This is a genomic window from Marinobacter sp. SS13-12 (genome assembly GCF_030227115.1).
Classification (GTDB): domain Bacteria; phylum Pseudomonadota; class Gammaproteobacteria; order Pseudomonadales; family Oleiphilaceae; genus Marinobacter.
This window is the reverse complement of record NZ_JASSUA010000001.1, coordinates 2,734,671-2,750,488: the sequence shown is the minus strand read 5'-3', so window position 1 is coordinate 2,750,488 and position 15,818 is coordinate 2,734,671. Positions and strand designations below refer to the sequence as shown.

The following is a 15,818-nucleotide window of genomic DNA, read 5'->3' as shown; positions in this document are numbered from 1 at the left end:
TTCAGAGGGAAAGTATTTCCTCCGCCAGCCCCTGGGCGCTCTCGAACGCCCCTTCCACACGACCACCACTGAGCCAGTCGCCGGCCAGGCCAATGCAGTGATCATCGAACCACCGAAAACCGGGCTGGTCCGGGGATGACGATTTTGCATAGAGCCAGCGATGGGACAGCACCTCATCAGGTTGAATGTTGCAGCCGGTAACCCGCTGAAATGCCGCAACCATGTCTTTGGCCACCTGTTCCGGGGCCGAATCCTGATGAAAGCGGGACCATTCCGGGTTGGCGTGCAGAACCCACCACTGGCCCTTATCTTCCCGGCCCGGCTTGCTGGAATTATTGGCAACCCAGTAAAGCACCTCATCCTGGCAACGCATCCCCTCATAAGGCTGCTCCAGCGGCTCCGGAAGATGCACCGCGGTTGCCCAGCACGGCTGGATGTGGCGGACCGGTTCATCCAGACCGCTGGCAAGCGCCTGCAACCCGCTGTTACTGAACAGTTCCTGCGCCTGCGCCGGCGGCGCGGTTACGATAACCCCGTCAAAGGGGCCGTGAGACTCACCGTCAGTGTCCCGGAGAGTCCACTCCCGGCCACTACGAACCAGGCGTTCAACACGGGTTTCGGCTCGCACATCCACTGTCGAGGCCAGGCCCCGCGTGATAGCGGTCATTCGGGGAATCCCGACGTATCGGGTCTCATCCGGAAAGGACTCCCATTCGCCATCAGGATTCTGATAGCCGAACCGCCCCGGCCAGGTCCCGAACCGGTCCTCACCGGCGTAGTGGGCCAGAAACCCCGTGAACGCCGGGTTTCGCGCTGTAAAGTACTGGGCACCGATATCGGCAGAGCCTCCGGGAACACGCTTTGAGGCCATCCGCCCGCCCGGGCCGCGGCTTTTTTCAAAGACCGTGACGTCAACATTTTTTTCCCTGAGCAAAAGTGCGGCAGTCAGTCCGGCCAGCCCTGAACCAACAATGGCTATCCGGCGTATAACAGGCATCTGATCGGTTTGGTTAAACATTGTTTATCGTGCATCCAGATCCGGTTGAAGAAACGTAACAGAGTAAACCTCGAACTAAAGGGCAATCAGGGTATGACCCGAGTGCAAAACTGGCTGACAAACATTCTGAGGTGGTTCGACTCCACTGCGGGTTCGGATCACCTCGACACAAGCTCTCGCGCTTTCAATTTTCTCAGGGTAGTGCCCTTTATAGCACTTCATCTTGCCTGTTTGCTGGTCATTTTTACCGGCACCAGTACCTTTGCTGTGGTCTTTGCGGCTGCATTCTTTGCTGTGCGTATGTTTGCCATTACCGGCTTCTACCACCGCTACTTCGCCCATAAAACGTTCAAGACCAGCCGCGTGGCGCAATTCCTGTTCGGAGCCCTCGGTGCCAGTGCAGCCCAACGCGGACCATTGTGGTGGGCCGCCCACCACAGGCACCACCACCAGCACTCCGATGATGAAATGGATCTGCACTCCCCCCACCAGGGCGGATTCTGGTGGTCCCATGTCGGTTGGTTTACCTGTGACGCGGGGTTTGCCATGAATGAGCGCCGGGTTAAGGACTGGATGAAGTTCCCGGAGCTGCGTTTCCTGAACCGTTTTGACTCGCTGGTGCCCGCAGCGGCCGCTATTGTCATCTATGCGCTGGGCGAAGGTCTGGCTGCCCGGGCCCCGGAGCTGGGCACAAATGGGTTGCAACTGCTGGTGTGGGGCTTCTTCATTTCCACGGTAGTGCTCTTCCATGCCACCGTGTCCATCAATTCCCTGTCCCATGTGTGGGGCAAACGTCGCTTCGAAACCGGCGACGACAGCAGAAACAACGTCTGGCTGGCCCTGATTACCATGGGCGAAGGCTGGCACAACAATCACCATCGCTGGCCGCAATCCGTGCGCCAGGGATTCCGGTGGTATGAGGTGGATATGACCTGGTACGGACTTTGGCTTTTAGCGCGCCTGGGCATCATCTGGGACCTGAACCCGATTCCAGAGCACATTCAGGAAGAAACCCGCCAACTGGATGCCATGAGGAGGAAAAGATCATGAGTACCGCCTCAATCATTGATATGGGTAACAGGAATTCGTCGGTGCATGAAACCCTTGGTCGCTTCAGGCAACTCTTTAACAATCTCTGCGCTGGCAATATGGCGGAGCTGGGCAGCGTGTACAGCGACAACGTCCGCTTTACGGATCCCTTTACCACGGTTCGGGGCATCGATGAGCTCACAGAATATTTCACCGGGGCCTACGCCAACGTCATCTCTTGCGGGTTCGATTTCGGCGACCCTGTGATCAACGGTGAAGACGTGTGCATCCCCTGGGTGATGCACTTGCAGCACAAGCGCATTCTTAAAGGTAAGGCTGTGAAAGTGGACGGCATCAGCCAACTGGTGATCCGCGAGGGGCGTGTCCTCTCTCATCGCGACTACTTTGACGCGGGCCAACTGCTCTACGAGAACCTCCCGATCATGGGCGGCGTTATTCGCTGGATAAGGAGCCAGGCAGGATGAGTCAACGGCTTGATTCACCATCCAGTATCTGGATCACCGGGGCCAGTTCCGGTATCGGAGAGGCGGTTACCAGGGAACTTGTCCAACAGGGCCATCGATTGATCATCACCGGTCGCAGGCGGGAAGCACTTGACCAACTGTGCGCCCTGGCACCGGAACGGATGAAGTCCGCCATGGCCGACACCACGGACCGGGAAGCGCTTCAGTCAATCAGCGCTGACCTGGAAACGTTCGGCAGCCTGGACATGGCCATTCTGAATGCTGGCACCTGTGAGTACCTGGAAATTGCGGAATACGACAGCAGCATCATCGACCACAACGTGACCACCAATGTGGTGGGTACCGCCCGCTGCCTGGATATCGCCCTGCCCGCACTTCGCCGCACGGTGCAACAGGGACGTCCGGCCACCCTGGTGATTGTCAGTTCCTCGGCCTGGTGGTTTCCGTTCGGGCGGGCGGAAGGTTACGGCGCGTCCAAGGCGGCACTGACGTATTTTGCCCACGCCTTGCGGGCGGACCTGGCCTCCGAAGGCATCGATGTTGTGGTGGTTTCCCCGGGCTTTGTGAAAACGCCCCTGACCGATCGCAATGATTTTCCCATGCCCTTCCTGGTATCTGCGCAAGATGCAGCAACACGGATTGTAAACGGGCTGCGCAAGGGAAAAACGGAGATCGCATTTCCCAAACGTTTTACATGGACATTGAAGCTCCTCGGTGCCCTGCCCCAGGGCCTGATTGACCGAATGGCAGCCAGCATGAGTCGGCAAAGCAGGAAAGAACAGGAATCCAATGAATGAGTAACGAACGTCAACGTATTGCCGTTATTGGCGCTGGTGTATCGGGGTTGACCACAGCCTGGCTGCTATCGGAAAAGTACCATGTAGAACTGTTTGAGGCCGGAGACTACGCTGGCGGTCATACCAACACAGAATCGGTGACGGCCGGCGGACGCGAATGGCCGGTCAACACCGGCTTTATTGTCTTCAATGACTGGACCTACCCCAATTTTATCAGGCTGATGGATCGGCTGGGGGTTGAGTCCGAAGTCAGCGACATGAGCTTCAGTGTTGACTGTCACTCGTCTGGCCTCCAATACAACGGCACCAGCCTGAACACGCTGTTTGCGCAGCGCGGCAACCTGCTGAATCTGCCATTCCTCCGTATGATCCGGGAGATTCTGAGATTCAACAGGGAGTCCCGCGCAGACCTGGCAGAAGGCAATATCGGGGACGAAGAAAGCCTTGGGGAATACCTCAACCGTAACGGCTACTCCCGGTATTTCCGCAAGTACTACATCGTTCCCATGGGCGCCGCTATCTGGTCAGCACCGGAAATTGTGCTGGAACAGTTCCCGATCCGCTTCTTCCTGCAGTTTTTCAACAATCACGGCATGCTGTCAGTAGACGACCGGCCCACATGGCGGGTTATTTCCGGCGGTTCTGCCCGCTATGTCGAAGCCATGATGGTCCGGCTTGAAAACCACACCCACCTGAACAGCCCGGTGACCGCTGTGTTACGTCAGCAGGATAAGGTGCTGGTAACCGTGAACGATGAGCAACAGGAATTTGACCAGGTAGTGTTTGCCTGTCACAGCGACCAGGCGCTGAAAATGATCAAGGACCCCACCGCCAGGGAAATGGAAATCCTGGGAGCCATTACCTACCAGAGCAATGACGTGGTGCTTCATACTGACAGCACGGTACTTCCCTCGAACCGGCGCGCCTGGGCAGCCTGGAACTACTTTATTCCCCAACACAGTACCGAGCCGGTTTCCGTTACTTACAACATGAATGTGCTGCAGAACTTTCACCATGCCCCGGAAACCTTCTGCGTCACCCTCAACCGCAGCGCTGATATTGCTCCGGATCGCATTATCAAACGGTTCGACTACGCCCATCCGGTGTTTACCCTGGAAGCCGTTGCCGCCCAGAAGCGTTATGACGAAATCGGCGGCCTCAATCGCAGCCATTTCTGCGGCGCCTACTGGTTCAACGGCTTTCATGAAGATGGCGTGTGCAGCGCATTGCGTGTCACCAGCGCGCTGGGTGTGGAGTTGTAGCCATGAACGCTGCCGTGCAAGACACATTGATCGGCGATCGCCTTCACAGCCAGTGGCTGGAAGGCACCATCCGCCATCGACGCATGACGCCTGTGCGCCATGAGTTCAGTTACAGCACCGGCATGCTGGCACTGGATCTGCGGGAGTGGCACTCAGTGACTGACATAAGCCGTCTGTTTTCGCTGGAGAAGTTCAACTGGCTTTCGCTTCGGCGGCAGGACTACTTCCAGCCCGAGAAAGACAACCTGTTGCAGGCCGTGACGAATCAGGTGCAGAGCGCGACAGGCTGGAAACCGGACGGCCCGGTAGAGCTGATTACCCACCCCCGCTATTTCGGTTACGTGTTTAACCCGGTCAGCTTCTACTTCTGCTACAACGCCGGTGACAGGCCTGACAATGGCGCAGTACCAAGGGTAATTCTGGCCCAGATTACCAACACCCCCTGGAAGGACCGCCACATGTACTGCCTGGAAAGCACCGGGGCGGACCCTACCAGTGCCGGCTGGCGCACGGAGCGTTTCGGGTTCGGCAAACGTTTCCATGTATCTCCGTTCAACCCCATGGACCAGCATTACCAATGGACCTTCAGTTTCCGGGGCCCTGAAGTGCGCATTCACATGAATGTATTTCAGGACGACCGTAAACATTTTGATGCCACTCTGGTGGTCCGACGCACCCCCCTGGATCGTAAACAACTTCACAGAAGCCTCAGGCAGTTTCCCGTCGAAGCGCTGAAGGTGGTGGGTGGAATTTACTGGCACGCACTGAAGCTGAAACTCAAGGGCGTGCCCTTTTTCACCCACCCGGACAAGCTTCCGGAAAGCGACCCTGCCCACAGGCTCGGAAGCACCGATTCAGGCCTTGATGTTACCAGGGCCACCGACCGAACAAAGACAACCGGAAAGGTAAGCTCATGGAGAACCTGAACACCTCATTTGAATCCACAGGCGCCGGAAGGCATGCCCCCCTGACCAGCCGTGTGGCACGGCACCTGGTCTGCCAGCAATTGTCACTGCTGGAAGACGGCGCCCTGACCATTCGTGAGGCCGGCCAGCAGACTCTGAGTTTCGGCAATGGCGACATCCGCTTTGCGCCAGCCGAACTGGTTATCCATGACAGCAGTACCTGGAAGGACCTGCTTACCGGCGGCAGTATTGGTGCAGCAGAATCCTATGTGGCCGGAGACTGGTCAACACCGGACCTGGTGGCCCTGTTGCGTTTCTTCACCCGCAACGTGGACCGCATGAACGAATTTGAGGACAGATTCAGCTGGATCACCAAGCCGGCGCTAAAAGGCTTGCACTGGCTGAACCGGAACACCAGAGAGGGTTCCCGCAAGAACATCAGTGCCCACTACGACCTGGGCAACGACCTGTTTGAAACCTTTCTCGACCCCACCATGATGTACTCGGCGGCTATCTACCCGCGCCCTGAAGCGACCCTGGAGGAGGCGGCCGTACACAAACTCGATACCATCTGCCGCAAGCTTGCCCTTCAACCCGGTGATCATGTGATGGAAATCGGTACCGGCTGGGGCGGCTTTGCGGTACACGCTGCCAGGCATTACGGCTGCCATGTGACCACCACCACGATTTCGTCCGAACAGCTTGAGCTGACGCGAGAAAAGGTGAAGGCCGAGGGCCTCGAGGACAGAATCACCCTGCTGTTTGATGACTACCGGGACCTGGAGGGCCAGTTCGACAAGCTGGTGTCCATCGAGATGATCGAAGCGGTCGGCCCACAGTTCCTGGACAGCTATTTTTCCCAGATCAGCCGGTTGCTGAAACCCGAGGGACTGGCACTGGTCCAGGCCATCACTATGCCCGAGCAGCGCTACCGACGGGCACTGAAAAGTGTCGACTTCATTCAGCGGTTCATCTTCCCGGGCAGTTTCATCCCCTCGTTCGGTGCCATTCTGGGCTCTGTTCGTAGCGGATCCGATCTGGTGATGACCCATGCTGAGGATATCGGGTTTCACTACGCCCGTACCCTGCACGACTGGTGCGAACGGTTCATGGCAAACCGCGAAAAGCTTGAGGGCCAGGGATACGATGAAGCCTTTCGCAGGCTCTGGCATTTTTACTTTGCCTACTGCGAGGCCGGATTCAGCGAACGGGCCATTGGCGTGTCGCAAATAGTGTTCGCCAAGCCGGGCAACAAACGCGCGAATATCCTCAGCGTATGATCCAGTCAGATATCGTCCGTAACACCATCAATTTCGTTCTGTTCCAGGCGGGTTGGTTCATTTGCGTTCTTTACCCGGGCCTTCCGGCCGCAGGCTTCGTGGTGCTGCTGGTAGCCTTTCATCTTGCCTTTATCAGCAGGCACCGCCTCGCCGAATTGCAATTTATTGGCGCCGGCGCCGTCCTTGGCGGCGTGCTTGATGGCATCTGGTTCCAGACCGGTATCCTCGATGACGGTACCGGCAGTGTTGAACTCACGCCGGTATGGCTGGTGGGTATCTGGGCCATATTCATGACCACCCTCTCCCACTCCCTGTCCTGGATCAGCAGCAGGGTCTGGCTGCCATTTGTGTGTGCACCGATTGCAGGTCCATTCGCCTACTGGTCCGCGAGCCAACTGGGGGCGGTCGAACTTCCCGATCTGACCGTGTCACTGCTGGCACTGGCCGCCGGCTGGCTGGTGGTGTTTCCGGCCCTGCTTTACCTGCGTAAATTCCTCTACCCGGAGCTGGCCCGATGAAACGAATGGTGGTGTTTTTCGCTTTCTCCCTGCCGGTGCTCACCACCATGGCGGCGGAAGTACGCTTCACTGGTGAAGCCACGGCGATAAACGATGACAAGGTAATCTATGAAGAGCGCCATCTTGTGGAAGGCGAGTGTTCAGACGGCCTGTTCTACCCCGCTACTCAAACCGTTACTTACGTTCGCGCCGGCGGCGATGAATTCGCCAACAAGACACTTTCCTACGATGAGTCGCAATTGCGCCCCACCGTTGACTTTCGGCAGCCGGAATTCAGCGAAGCCATGGACATCACCAACCGGAACGATGATGAACTGAAGATCGAATGGCGCACGCCAGACGGGGACAGGGAGAGCTTCTCGGTAGAGGTTACCGACACCCTGGTGGCGGATGCGGGCTTTGATCAGCTGGTCCGACAGAACTGGGCGGCTGTCACGTCCGGCGACAGTGTGAAATTCGATTTCCTGGCGCCTACCCGCGGCAAGGCCTACGGGTTTGTTCTGGAGCCCGCAGGCGACAACCGGATTGATGCCGCGTATACGGTGCGGATAAAGCCGTCCGGTGTCATTCTCGGTTTCCTGGTGGACCCGATTCTGCTGGGCTACAACGAAGAAGGCATGCTGACGGACTACATAGGGCTGACCAATATCCGCAAGGACAGGGACACCAATTACACCGCCCATATCCGCTATACCGTGGAAACCACCCCGGATTGTGAACTGACCCGCTGAATCCGTCCTCACAGCCAACGCAGACACCCCTGCCTGTTATGATAGACTTTCTGTTTTCCGCCACAGCTACAACAGAGAGCCTTCACAGATGATGTTTGTCTCCTTCAACGTCAACAGTATTCGCACCCGACTGCACCAGCTTGAGGCCGTCATAAGGGATCTCAACCCGGATGTCATCGGCCTGCAGGAAACCAAGGTGACTGACGAAGATTTTCCGGTGGAGGCTATCCGGAACCTGGGCTACCACGTTCACTTTCATGGTCAGAAAACCCATTACGGCGTTGCCCTGCTTTCGCGTCAGGAACCAGACAGTGTTCAGAAAGGCTACCCGTGGGATGGCGAGGATTCCCAGCGGCGGCTGATTACCGGCCACTTCACCGTAGACGGCCATAAGCTGACAGTGGTTAACGGCTACTTCCCCCAGGGTGAAAGCCGGGATCACCCGGTGAAGTTCCCGGCCAAAGAGAAGTTCTACGCCGACCTGATGCGCTACCTGGACGAACTCAAGGCGACCGGCAACGAGATTGTGCTCATGGGCGACATGAATATTTCCCCCACCGACCTGGATATTGGCATCGGTGCCGACAACGCCAGGCGCTGGCTACGTACAGGGAAATGCAGCTTCCTTCCGGAAGAGCGGGAATGGCTGGGACAGGTGGAAAGCCGTGGCTTTACCGATGTGTTCCGGCATCTGCACCCGGAGGAATCAGACACCTTCAGCTGGTTCGATTATCGCAGCAAAGGGTTTGAACGGGACCCGCGCCGGGGGCTGAGGATTGATCTGGTCATGGCCAGTGACAGCCTGCTGCCAAAGGCGAAGGAAGCCGGGGTAAGCTACGACATTCGTGCCATGGAGCGGCCCTCGGACCATTGTCCGGTGTGGGCCAGCTTCGACATCTGACCCCCTTCCAGGCCGCGCCATGAAAAAAATCAAAACCCGCGACCGAATTCTGGAGGCCAGCCTGATGCTGTTCAACAGCACCGGCGAACCCAACGTCACGACCCTGCTGATTTCTGACGAACTGGATATATCCCCCGGCAACCTCTATTACCATTTCAAGAGCAAGGGCGACATCGTCGGGGAGTTATTTGCCAGTTACGAGCACGAGATGCTCGACCTGTTGGCGGTGCCTGCGGATGCCGATATCAGCCTGGACCAACAGAGTTTCTTCCTGCACCTGCTGTTTGAAACCGTCGCCCGCTACCGTTTCCTGTACCAGGACCTGGTGAACGTGTTGTCACGGTACGAACAGCTGCAGACGCGTTTCCGCCGCATACTCAAGAAGAAAACCAGCGGTTTCAGGACGATCTGTGAGAGCTTTCGGCGCCAGGGCATCATGGAGATCACCGACGGAGAACTGGAGGCCCTGTGCGACCAGCTGACCCTGACAGCCTGTTACTGGAGCAGTTTCGACAGCCTGTCGCACCTGGAAGACCGCGAATCCATGGATCCCGGCCGCGGCGTTTACCAGATGATGTACTTGCTGTTGCCCTACCTGAGGTCTGAGGAAAAGGAACAGATCTACCTGATGAGCCGGGATTATCTCTGAGCGTGAACCCCGGAGCTCCAGCAACAGCGATGGCGGATCATTCCTCCTCGGAACGGTCCTCGGTTTGTTCACGTAACCGGACAAGTTCGGCTTCGAGCGCCTGTATCCGGCGCTCCAGAGCGTCTATGTCCTCGCGGCGGTGAATACCCAGGCGGCGCAACGCCCCGGACACCCGCTCGTCAAACAGGTGCTCGAGTCTGTCCCAGGTACCTGTGGCCCTGTCCCGCACATCACCCACGCGATCCTCCACCGACCGAACGTGTTTCTCGACAACACCGCGGGTCTTGCTTTCCAGCTGTTCGCCTTCCTGGACCAGGCGCTCGAAAAACTTGCCGGCATCCTCTTCTGCCTTGGTGTAGGCTCCCAGCCCGGCAAGCCAGATCTGCCTTGCAGACCCCTTGATCTTACCCGCCAGCTGTTCGTCGTTTTCCGGCTTGTTTTCGTTTTCGTCAGACATGCAAAACCTCGGAGGATATAAACGCTCTGTTACCACTGATTGTATTACAGCAGGCCCCGAATTTCAGTCAGCAACCGGAAATCTTCCACAACGGCCTTTTGGCACTTGCCCTGAAACCCGCACCACCAGCGGCTTTAGTATAAGCACACTTTCAATATGAAAAAATGTGATCAAACGAATCGTTCGCAGGCTTGAAGTGTTCAAAATATGGTCAATACTTCACTGTACCGGTATCCCTGCTGATGCCGGTTTGTCTGGAAGTCTTTCATGGATACTACTCGCACGCCTCTGCCCGGCCTCCAGTGCCGGGCTTTTTTATGCCTCAAATTCGTTATATAGTTATTACCCTAAGATATATCTATAGTTCTATTGCTTCTATTCTATTGCTTCTACGAGGATGCACTGCATGATTGAAATCGCGTGGGGACATTTCACCCCATGGTCCGCATTGGCCGGCGGAATCATTATTGGTTTGTCGGCAACCGCGTTCATATTGCTGAATGGGCGAATTGCCGGTATCAGCGGAATTCTTGGTGGTCTGCTGACGCCGCAGAAGCGTGATGTGCTCTGGCGCCTCGCCTTCCTGGCCGGCATGTTAGCCGCACCCCTGCTGTGGATGATGACCGCGGAGTTGCCAGCCATTGAGATCAAAGCGAGTTACCCGGCCCTTATCGTGGCGGGTCTGCTGGTGGGCATCGGCACACGCTATGGCTCCGGCTGTACCAGCGGGCATGGCGTTTGTGGCCTGTCCCGGTTATCCGTACGTTCGCTGGCTGCGACTCTGACCTTTATGGCAGCCGGCTTTATTACCGTCTATGTCATCCGCCACCTGATTCAAGGAGCCTGATTCATGAAATTCAATCTTGCTTCATTCGGTGCTGGCCTGCTGTTTGGCCTGGGCCTGCTTGTCAGTGGTATGGCCAATCCCGAAAAGGTTCTCGGTTTCCTCGATATTGCCGGGCAATGGGATCCTTCCCTGGCCTTTGTGATGGCAGGCGCCATTCTTGTAGGCCTGTTGGCCTTTACCGTCGCAAAGAAGCGGACACTGTCCTTTCTCGGCTTCGATATGCGTTTGCCCACCTCCGACCGTCTCGACAAGCGGCTGGTGGTCGGTAGCGTGCTGTTCGGCGCAGGCTGGGGGCTGGCCGGCTTCTGTCCCGGACCGGGACTGGTAGCGCTGGGAGCTGGTAAAACCGGTGCCCTGGTCTTCGTGGTGGCAATGATCGCTGGTATGGGGTTGTTCGAGGTGATTGAGAACAACCGGGCTGCGAAATGAAATCACCCGTTGCCCGCCCCTCACATCCCTCTGACACAGGCGGGCTCACTATGGCATTATGCATTGGCTTTTCATGACTGGTTAGAGGATCTTGAATGGACATCAGACGCATTGATGAGACGATTTCCGTGGCCCCTCAGTTGTCGGTAGACGACATAACCGAGGCTGCAAAGCTGGGTTTCAGAACCCTGGTGGCCAACCGGCCCGACGGTGAGGAAGCCGGGCAGCCCGCTATGGCTGACATCGAAGCCGCTGCTCGTGAAAATGGTATGGAATGGGTTTATCTGCCAGTGGAATCCGGCAATATCCTGGATAATGACGTGGACCGGTTTGATGCAATGATCCGGGAGGCCGAGAAACCCGTATTGGCTTTCTGTCGCTCGGGAACACGTTGCACGGTTCTCTGGGCACTGAGCTCCGCCCGTTACAAACCGGCACAGGACATCGTCAGCAAAGCCCGCAATGCCGGCTATGATATCGGCGGCCTGGCACCAAGAATGGCTGAGCAGGCACAGAAGAAGTCCTGAGTCACCTTTCGCCCGGACACAAACGCTACCAGGATCCAGCACCATGCAGTACAAGGGTACCGCCAACTTTCGCCATGACCATCCGGAAAAGACCGGGGTACTGGTCACCAATCTGGGAACCCCGGATGCCCCGACGCCATCAGCCCTGCGCCGGTACCTCGGCGAATTTCTGTGGGACCCCCGGGTGGTGGAAGTGCCCCGGCCGATCTGGTGGCTGATCCTGCATGGCATTATTCTGCGGATCCGGCCCAGCCGCTCCGCCAAGGCCTATGCCAGCGTCTGGCAACCTGAGGGCTCGCCGCTGCTGACCCACACCGCCAAACAGGCGGAAGGCATTCGTAAAGAGCTGCAGGCAAAGTACGGCAACAACATCGTGGTTGGTTTTGCCATGCGCTATGGCAACCCGAGTGTTTCAAAGGTTCTGGACGAAATGCAGGCCCAGGGGGTTCGGCAGTTACTGGTACTGCCGCTGTATCCCCAGTACTCGGCTTCGACCTCGGCATCCACGTTTGATGCCATTGCCCATGACTTCACCCGGCGGCGCTGGATACCGGATCTCCGGTTTGTTTCCCACTACCCGGACTACCCGCCCTACATCGAGGCCATGGCCAACCATATCCAGGCACACTGGAATGAGCATGGGCGAAATGAAAAGCTGATTCTTTCCTACCACGGCGTACCTCTGAAATACCTGGAAAAGGGCGATCCCTATCACTGCGAATGCCACAAGACGTCACGGCTGCTGGCAGAAAGGCTCGGTTTGTCGAAGGATGACTACATGACGACCTTCCAGTCCCGTTTCGGACGGGAGGAATGGTTGCAGCCCTACACCGACGAGACCCTGAAATCCCTGCCCGGAAAAGGCCTAAAGTCGATCGATGTCTTCTGCCCCGGTTTCTCCTCGGATTGCCTGGAAACCGTTGAGGAAATTGATGAAGAGAATCGGGAATACTTCATCGAAGCGGGCGGCGAAGGTTTCAGCTATATACCGGCGCTGAATGCAACACCGGGGCATATCAGTGCTCTGACGCAACTGATTGAAGACAACCTGCAGGGCTGGACAGTGCCCACCAACAAGCCGGAGGAACTGGCCACCCGGCTGAGGCTTGCAGAGAAACAGAAGCAGGCCCAGTACCCGGGCCGGGGCCTGTGATCTGAACCAGGCTTATCTCAGGAAGTCCTGTTCTTTGCAGGGCTCTCGGAAAGGTCTGGCACTGATTCGCAGAACGCACACTCCTGCGTATCCACTGCCGCTCCCCCAGCCTCCACATAACGAACTTTATGGCTTGCCCCACCACGATTGGCCGACACCGAGAATTTACGGTCGTGGCGAACGTCCTGAGTCGTCTCCTGATCGGTCTTTGAATTCTGCATAGCTGGGCCCCCTTCACATCTGTAAGTCAATTATGGGGTCGGATCACGCGGAATCAACTCGGACTACAAGCGGGATTGAAGGTAGTGAAAGTGACGGGAAACCAAAGAGAATGAAGAGAAAGTGGCGGTGGGCCAGGGATTCGAACCCCGGGAAGGCTACTAACCTTCGGCGGTTTTCAAGACCGCTGCATTCAGCCACTCTGCCAGCCCACCGTTTTCTCCACAGCCGTCATTGCGACAGCGGGGAGCATGATACCGGAATCTCCTGCCCTGTCAACGCCCTGCAAAATTCCGGGCAGGATTGAACCCTTCAGGGAAATCTAACCTGGAGTTAATGGTATTCAAGGGAATCTTTACCCACCATTTAAGTCAGAAACGATTGAAAGTTGGGAATTCGGCATTATGATGGAGTAAGAATTCGGATGCGGAGCCATGCTGGGCTCCTGCGCCACACTAGCTGTTTAACAACGGCTGTTAAAAACCGGAGAAGATTCAGAATGGAAAACAGACAGTATAACGTTCAGAAGAGTCAGGGCATCACGATAAACCGTGGCTCTGGCACAGCCGCCATCAGTCCTGAGGCGACGAAGGTTCTGCGTAACACCTATAGCCTGCTCGCCATGACCCTGCTGTTCAGTGCCGTGATGGCTGGCGTTTCCATGTCTATCGGCCTGGGACGAGGCGTAAGCCTCATCTGCATGCTGGGCGCACTCGCCCTGGTGTGGCTGGTTCTGCCAAGAACCGCCAACAGCTCTGCCGGTATTGGTGTGGTCTTCGCGTTTACAGGCCTTCTCGGTCTTTCGATCGGTCCAACCCTGAACTACTACATGGCCATGGCCAACGGCGGCCAGATTGTGATGCAGGCCCTGGGCGGAACGGCCGTTGTGTTCTTTGCGCTGTCAGGCTACGTGCTGACCACCAAGAAAGACTTCAGCTTCATGCGAGGCCTGCTGGTTGCCGGTCTGGTTGTAGTGCTTGTAGCGCTGGTGGGTTCGCTGGTTGCCGGTATGTTCGGCGTTGACATCGGCGCCTTCAGCCTTGCTATCAGTGCGGCTATCGTGTTCCTGATGTCCGGTTTCATCCTGTATGACACCAGCCGGATTGTGAACGGCGGTGAGACCAACTACATCATGGCGACAACAGGCCTCTTCCTCAATATCTACAACCTGTTCCTGAGCCTGCTTCACCTCATTGGCGCATTTTCCAACGAATGAGCAGCAGCCTGCCAGAGCAGACAAAAACCCCGGCACCTGCCGGGGTTTTTACGTTGGTGATTACCGGGGCACCCTACTCGTCTCAGGCACCGCAAACAGCCCTGCAGTTTGCCCACGCCGTGCTGGCAGCCGACATGCGTATCGACCGGGTATTCCTCTATGGTGATGGCGTTCACCTGGCGTCCAGCCTTATCGCGCCCCCGTCCGATGAACTGAATCTGTCTGAAGCCTGGGCCGCTTTTCTTGCCGAAAACAGTATTCCCGGCGTTGCCTGTATTGCCTCGGCTCTCCGGCGAGGCCTTGTCAACGACTCAGAGAGGCAACGCTACGAGCTGACCGCTTCCAACCTGCGGGCACCCTTTGAGATAGCAGGTCTGGGTGAGTGGGTAGACAGTACAGCTTCTGAATCCCGGGTTTTATACTTTCACAAGGGAGGCTGACGATGAGTACGCTGATCATTATCGACCAGCCGCCCTACGGCTCCTGGGAAGGCCGGGAAGCGCTGGACATGGCCTTCTCCCTGGCCGCGTTTGATCAACCTGTGTCGCTGTTGTTCTGCGGTGCCGGAGTGAACTGGCTGCGCAAAGGACAGGACGCCGCGAAGGTTCAGCAGAAATCCATTGAGCGGAATCTGTCTGCAGCGCCAATCTTCGGCGTGGAAGCTCTGCTGGCAGACAGTCATGCCTGTAATCAGTATGGTCTGGCTGAAACGGAGCTGCTCGACCAGGCCACCATTACCGACTTCGGCCCGGAGCTGACCGCCCGCTTTGATCACGTCGCGTTTGCAGGCTAGGAGCTGAAACAATGATCTCATTTAAAACCCTGCATATCCTCAATAAGCCGCCGGAGCACAGCCGCTTCAGGCTGTGCCTGTCTGCGATCGGGCCTGAGGATGGCTTGCTGTTGACCGAAAACGGCGTCCTGGCTGTCACCCAGCGGCTGGATCTGAACCCGGAGCGATGTTTTGCGCTGGCGCCGGACCTGGAAGCGCGAGGACTTTCATCGCAGTTCAGCAGGGAGCAGACTGTGTCATTCGATGGCATGGTAGGCCTGACCGCAGCTGCAGAAAATGTCATTAGCTGGTGAACCATGACTGATATCACGATGCCGGAACGAAACAATGAAGGTTTTCTGGAGATCGCCGAGCACTGGAACCCGAAGGTTGCCGAGGTTATTGCGGACGAGGATGGCATCAACCTTGGCGATAATCACTGGGAAATCATCCGGTTTCTGCGAGACTTTTACAAACAGCATGAAATGTCGCCGCCCTCTAACCGTCTGTTCGTAAAAGCGGTAAAAGAGGCACTTGGTGAAGAAAAGGGTAACAGTATCTATCTTATGCAGCTGTTTCCCGGCACCCCGGCAAAAACCGCCTGCCGCATTGCCGGTCTGCCGCGGCCGACCAACTGCCTGTAG

General features: G+C 57.0%; 21 protein-coding genes and 1 tRNA gene. 19 read left to right on the top strand and 3 right to left on the bottom strand.

Annotation, left to right across the window (positions count from 1 at the left end; genetic code table 11):
- Position 1 precedes the first annotated feature (1 nt).
- Positions 2-1,018 carry an NAD(P)/FAD-dependent oxidoreductase gene (locus QPL94_RS12565; protein ID WP_285357705.1) on the bottom strand — a complete coding sequence of 339 codons (1,017 nt, stop codon included), beginning with the start codon at positions 1,016-1,018 and terminating at the stop codon, positions 2-4.
- Between the two features lie 72 nt (positions 1,019-1,090).
- Between QPL94_RS12565 and QPL94_RS12560 the strand changes: the two genes are divergently transcribed.
- From QPL94_RS12560 to QPL94_RS12515, 10 genes are all read left to right on the top strand, one after another.
- Positions 1,091-2,047 carry an acyl-CoA desaturase gene (locus tag QPL94_RS12560; RefSeq protein WP_285357703.1) on the top strand — a complete coding sequence of 319 codons (957 nt, stop codon included), beginning with the start codon at positions 1,091-1,093 and terminating at the stop codon, positions 2,045-2,047.
- Entirely contained in the window at positions 2,044-2,511 is a 468-nt protein-coding gene (locus tag QPL94_RS12555; RefSeq protein ID WP_285357701.1) for a nuclear transport factor 2 family protein, read from the top strand. Before QPL94_RS12560 ends, QPL94_RS12555 begins: the two co-directional genes overlap by 4 nt.
- Positions 2,508-3,308, top strand: a complete 801-nt coding sequence (locus QPL94_RS12550) for an SDR family NAD(P)-dependent oxidoreductase (protein ID WP_285357700.1) — start codon at positions 2,508-2,510, stop codon at positions 3,306-3,308. The genes QPL94_RS12555 and QPL94_RS12550 overlap by 4 nt, the downstream gene beginning before the upstream one ends.
- Positions 3,305-4,570: an NAD(P)/FAD-dependent oxidoreductase gene (locus tag QPL94_RS12545; protein ID WP_285357699.1), complete on the top strand. Its 1,266-nt coding sequence runs from the start codon at positions 3,305-3,307 to the stop codon at positions 4,568-4,570. Before QPL94_RS12550 ends, QPL94_RS12545 begins: the two co-directional genes overlap by 4 nt.
- Before the next feature lie 2 nt (positions 4,571-4,572).
- The gene (locus QPL94_RS12540) at positions 4,573-5,496 is read left to right on the top strand and encodes a DUF1365 domain-containing protein (RefSeq protein WP_285357698.1); all 924 of its coding nucleotides are present in this window, start codon (positions 4,573-4,575) and stop codon (positions 5,494-5,496) included.
- Positions 5,484-6,755, top strand: a complete 1,272-nt coding sequence (locus tag QPL94_RS12535; RefSeq protein WP_285357697.1) for an SAM-dependent methyltransferase — start codon at positions 5,484-5,486, stop codon at positions 6,753-6,755. Before QPL94_RS12540 ends, QPL94_RS12535 begins: the two co-directional genes overlap by 13 nt.
- Positions 6,752-7,273, top strand: a complete 522-nt coding sequence (locus QPL94_RS12530) for a DUF2878 domain-containing protein (RefSeq protein WP_285357696.1) — start codon at positions 6,752-6,754, stop codon at positions 7,271-7,273. The genes QPL94_RS12535 and QPL94_RS12530 overlap by 4 nt, the downstream gene beginning before the upstream one ends.
- Positions 7,270-8,004 (top strand): hypothetical protein, encoded by a 735-nt coding sequence (locus QPL94_RS12525; RefSeq protein WP_285357695.1) that lies wholly within the window; start codon positions 7,270-7,272, stop codon positions 8,002-8,004. Before QPL94_RS12530 ends, QPL94_RS12525 begins: the two co-directional genes overlap by 4 nt.
- 88 nt (positions 8,005-8,092) lie before the next feature.
- Positions 8,093-8,905 carry an exodeoxyribonuclease III gene (gene xthA / locus QPL94_RS12520; protein WP_285357694.1) on the top strand — a complete coding sequence of 271 codons (813 nt, stop codon included), beginning with the start codon at positions 8,093-8,095 and terminating at the stop codon, positions 8,903-8,905.
- 19 nt (positions 8,906-8,924) lie between these two features.
- A complete protein-coding gene (locus QPL94_RS12515; RefSeq protein ID WP_137434508.1) occupies positions 8,925-9,554 on the top strand; it encodes a TetR/AcrR family transcriptional regulator in 630 nt (209 codons plus the stop codon).
- 37 nt (positions 9,555-9,591) lie between these two features.
- Here QPL94_RS12515 and QPL94_RS12510 read toward each other — a convergent pair whose 3' ends face one another.
- Positions 9,592-10,011, bottom strand: a complete 420-nt coding sequence (locus QPL94_RS12510; protein ID WP_137434509.1) for a phasin family protein — start codon at positions 10,009-10,011, stop codon at positions 9,592-9,594.
- 406 nt (positions 10,012-10,417) lie between these two features.
- Here QPL94_RS12510 and QPL94_RS12505 point away from each other — a divergent pair, with 406 nt between their 5' ends.
- The 4 genes from QPL94_RS12505 (at position 10,418) to hemH (ending at position 12,967) form a co-directional block, all read left to right on the top strand.
- Positions 10,418-10,858, top strand: coding sequence for a YeeE/YedE family protein (locus QPL94_RS12505; RefSeq protein WP_285357693.1), 441 nt, complete (start codon positions 10,418-10,420; stop codon positions 10,856-10,858).
- Between the two features lie 3 nt (positions 10,859-10,861).
- Positions 10,862-11,287 (top strand): YeeE/YedE family protein, encoded by a 426-nt coding sequence (locus tag QPL94_RS12500; RefSeq protein WP_285357692.1) that lies wholly within the window; start codon positions 10,862-10,864, stop codon positions 11,285-11,287.
- Between the two features lie 95 nt (positions 11,288-11,382).
- The gene (locus QPL94_RS12495; RefSeq protein ID WP_285357691.1) at positions 11,383-11,814 is read left to right on the top strand and encodes a protein tyrosine phosphatase family protein; all 432 of its coding nucleotides are present in this window, start codon (positions 11,383-11,385) and stop codon (positions 11,812-11,814) included.
- A 43-nt stretch (positions 11,815-11,857) separates the two neighbouring features.
- Positions 11,858-12,967, top strand: coding sequence for a ferrochelatase (gene hemH / locus QPL94_RS12490; RefSeq protein ID WP_285357689.1), 1,110 nt, complete (start codon positions 11,858-11,860; stop codon positions 12,965-12,967).
- 343 nt (positions 12,968-13,310) lie between these two features.
- On the opposite strand, the gene QPL94_RS12485 is transcribed toward hemH, so the two are convergent.
- Positions 13,311-13,401 (bottom strand) — tRNA-Ser (locus QPL94_RS12485).
- A 284-nt stretch (positions 13,402-13,685) separates the two neighbouring features.
- Between QPL94_RS12485 and QPL94_RS12480 the strand changes: the two genes are divergently transcribed.
- Genes QPL94_RS12480 through QPL94_RS12460 form a run of 5 tightly spaced genes read left to right on the top strand, consistent with a single transcriptional unit; the run spans position 13,686 to position 15,818 of the window.
- Positions 13,686-14,402: a Bax inhibitor-1/YccA family protein gene (locus tag QPL94_RS12480; protein WP_285357688.1), complete on the top strand. Its 717-nt coding sequence runs from the start codon at positions 13,686-13,688 to the stop codon at positions 14,400-14,402.
- Positions 14,399-14,842 carry a sulfurtransferase complex subunit TusD gene (tusD, locus tag QPL94_RS12475; protein WP_285357685.1) on the top strand — a complete coding sequence of 148 codons (444 nt, stop codon included), beginning with the start codon at positions 14,399-14,401 and terminating at the stop codon, positions 14,840-14,842. The genes QPL94_RS12480 and tusD overlap by 4 nt, the downstream gene beginning before the upstream one ends.
- Before the next feature lie 2 nt (positions 14,843-14,844).
- The gene (locus QPL94_RS12470; RefSeq protein WP_285357684.1) at positions 14,845-15,195 is read left to right on the top strand and encodes a DsrE family protein; all 351 of its coding nucleotides are present in this window, start codon (positions 14,845-14,847) and stop codon (positions 15,193-15,195) included.
- Between the two features lie 11 nt (positions 15,196-15,206).
- Positions 15,207-15,488: a sulfurtransferase complex subunit TusB gene (gene tusB, locus QPL94_RS12465; protein ID WP_285357682.1), complete on the top strand. Its 282-nt coding sequence runs from the start codon at positions 15,207-15,209 to the stop codon at positions 15,486-15,488.
- 3 nt (positions 15,489-15,491) lie between these two features.
- Positions 15,492-15,818 carry a TusE/DsrC/DsvC family sulfur relay protein gene (locus QPL94_RS12460; protein WP_285357680.1) on the top strand — a complete coding sequence of 109 codons (327 nt, stop codon included), beginning with the start codon at positions 15,492-15,494 and terminating at the stop codon, positions 15,816-15,818.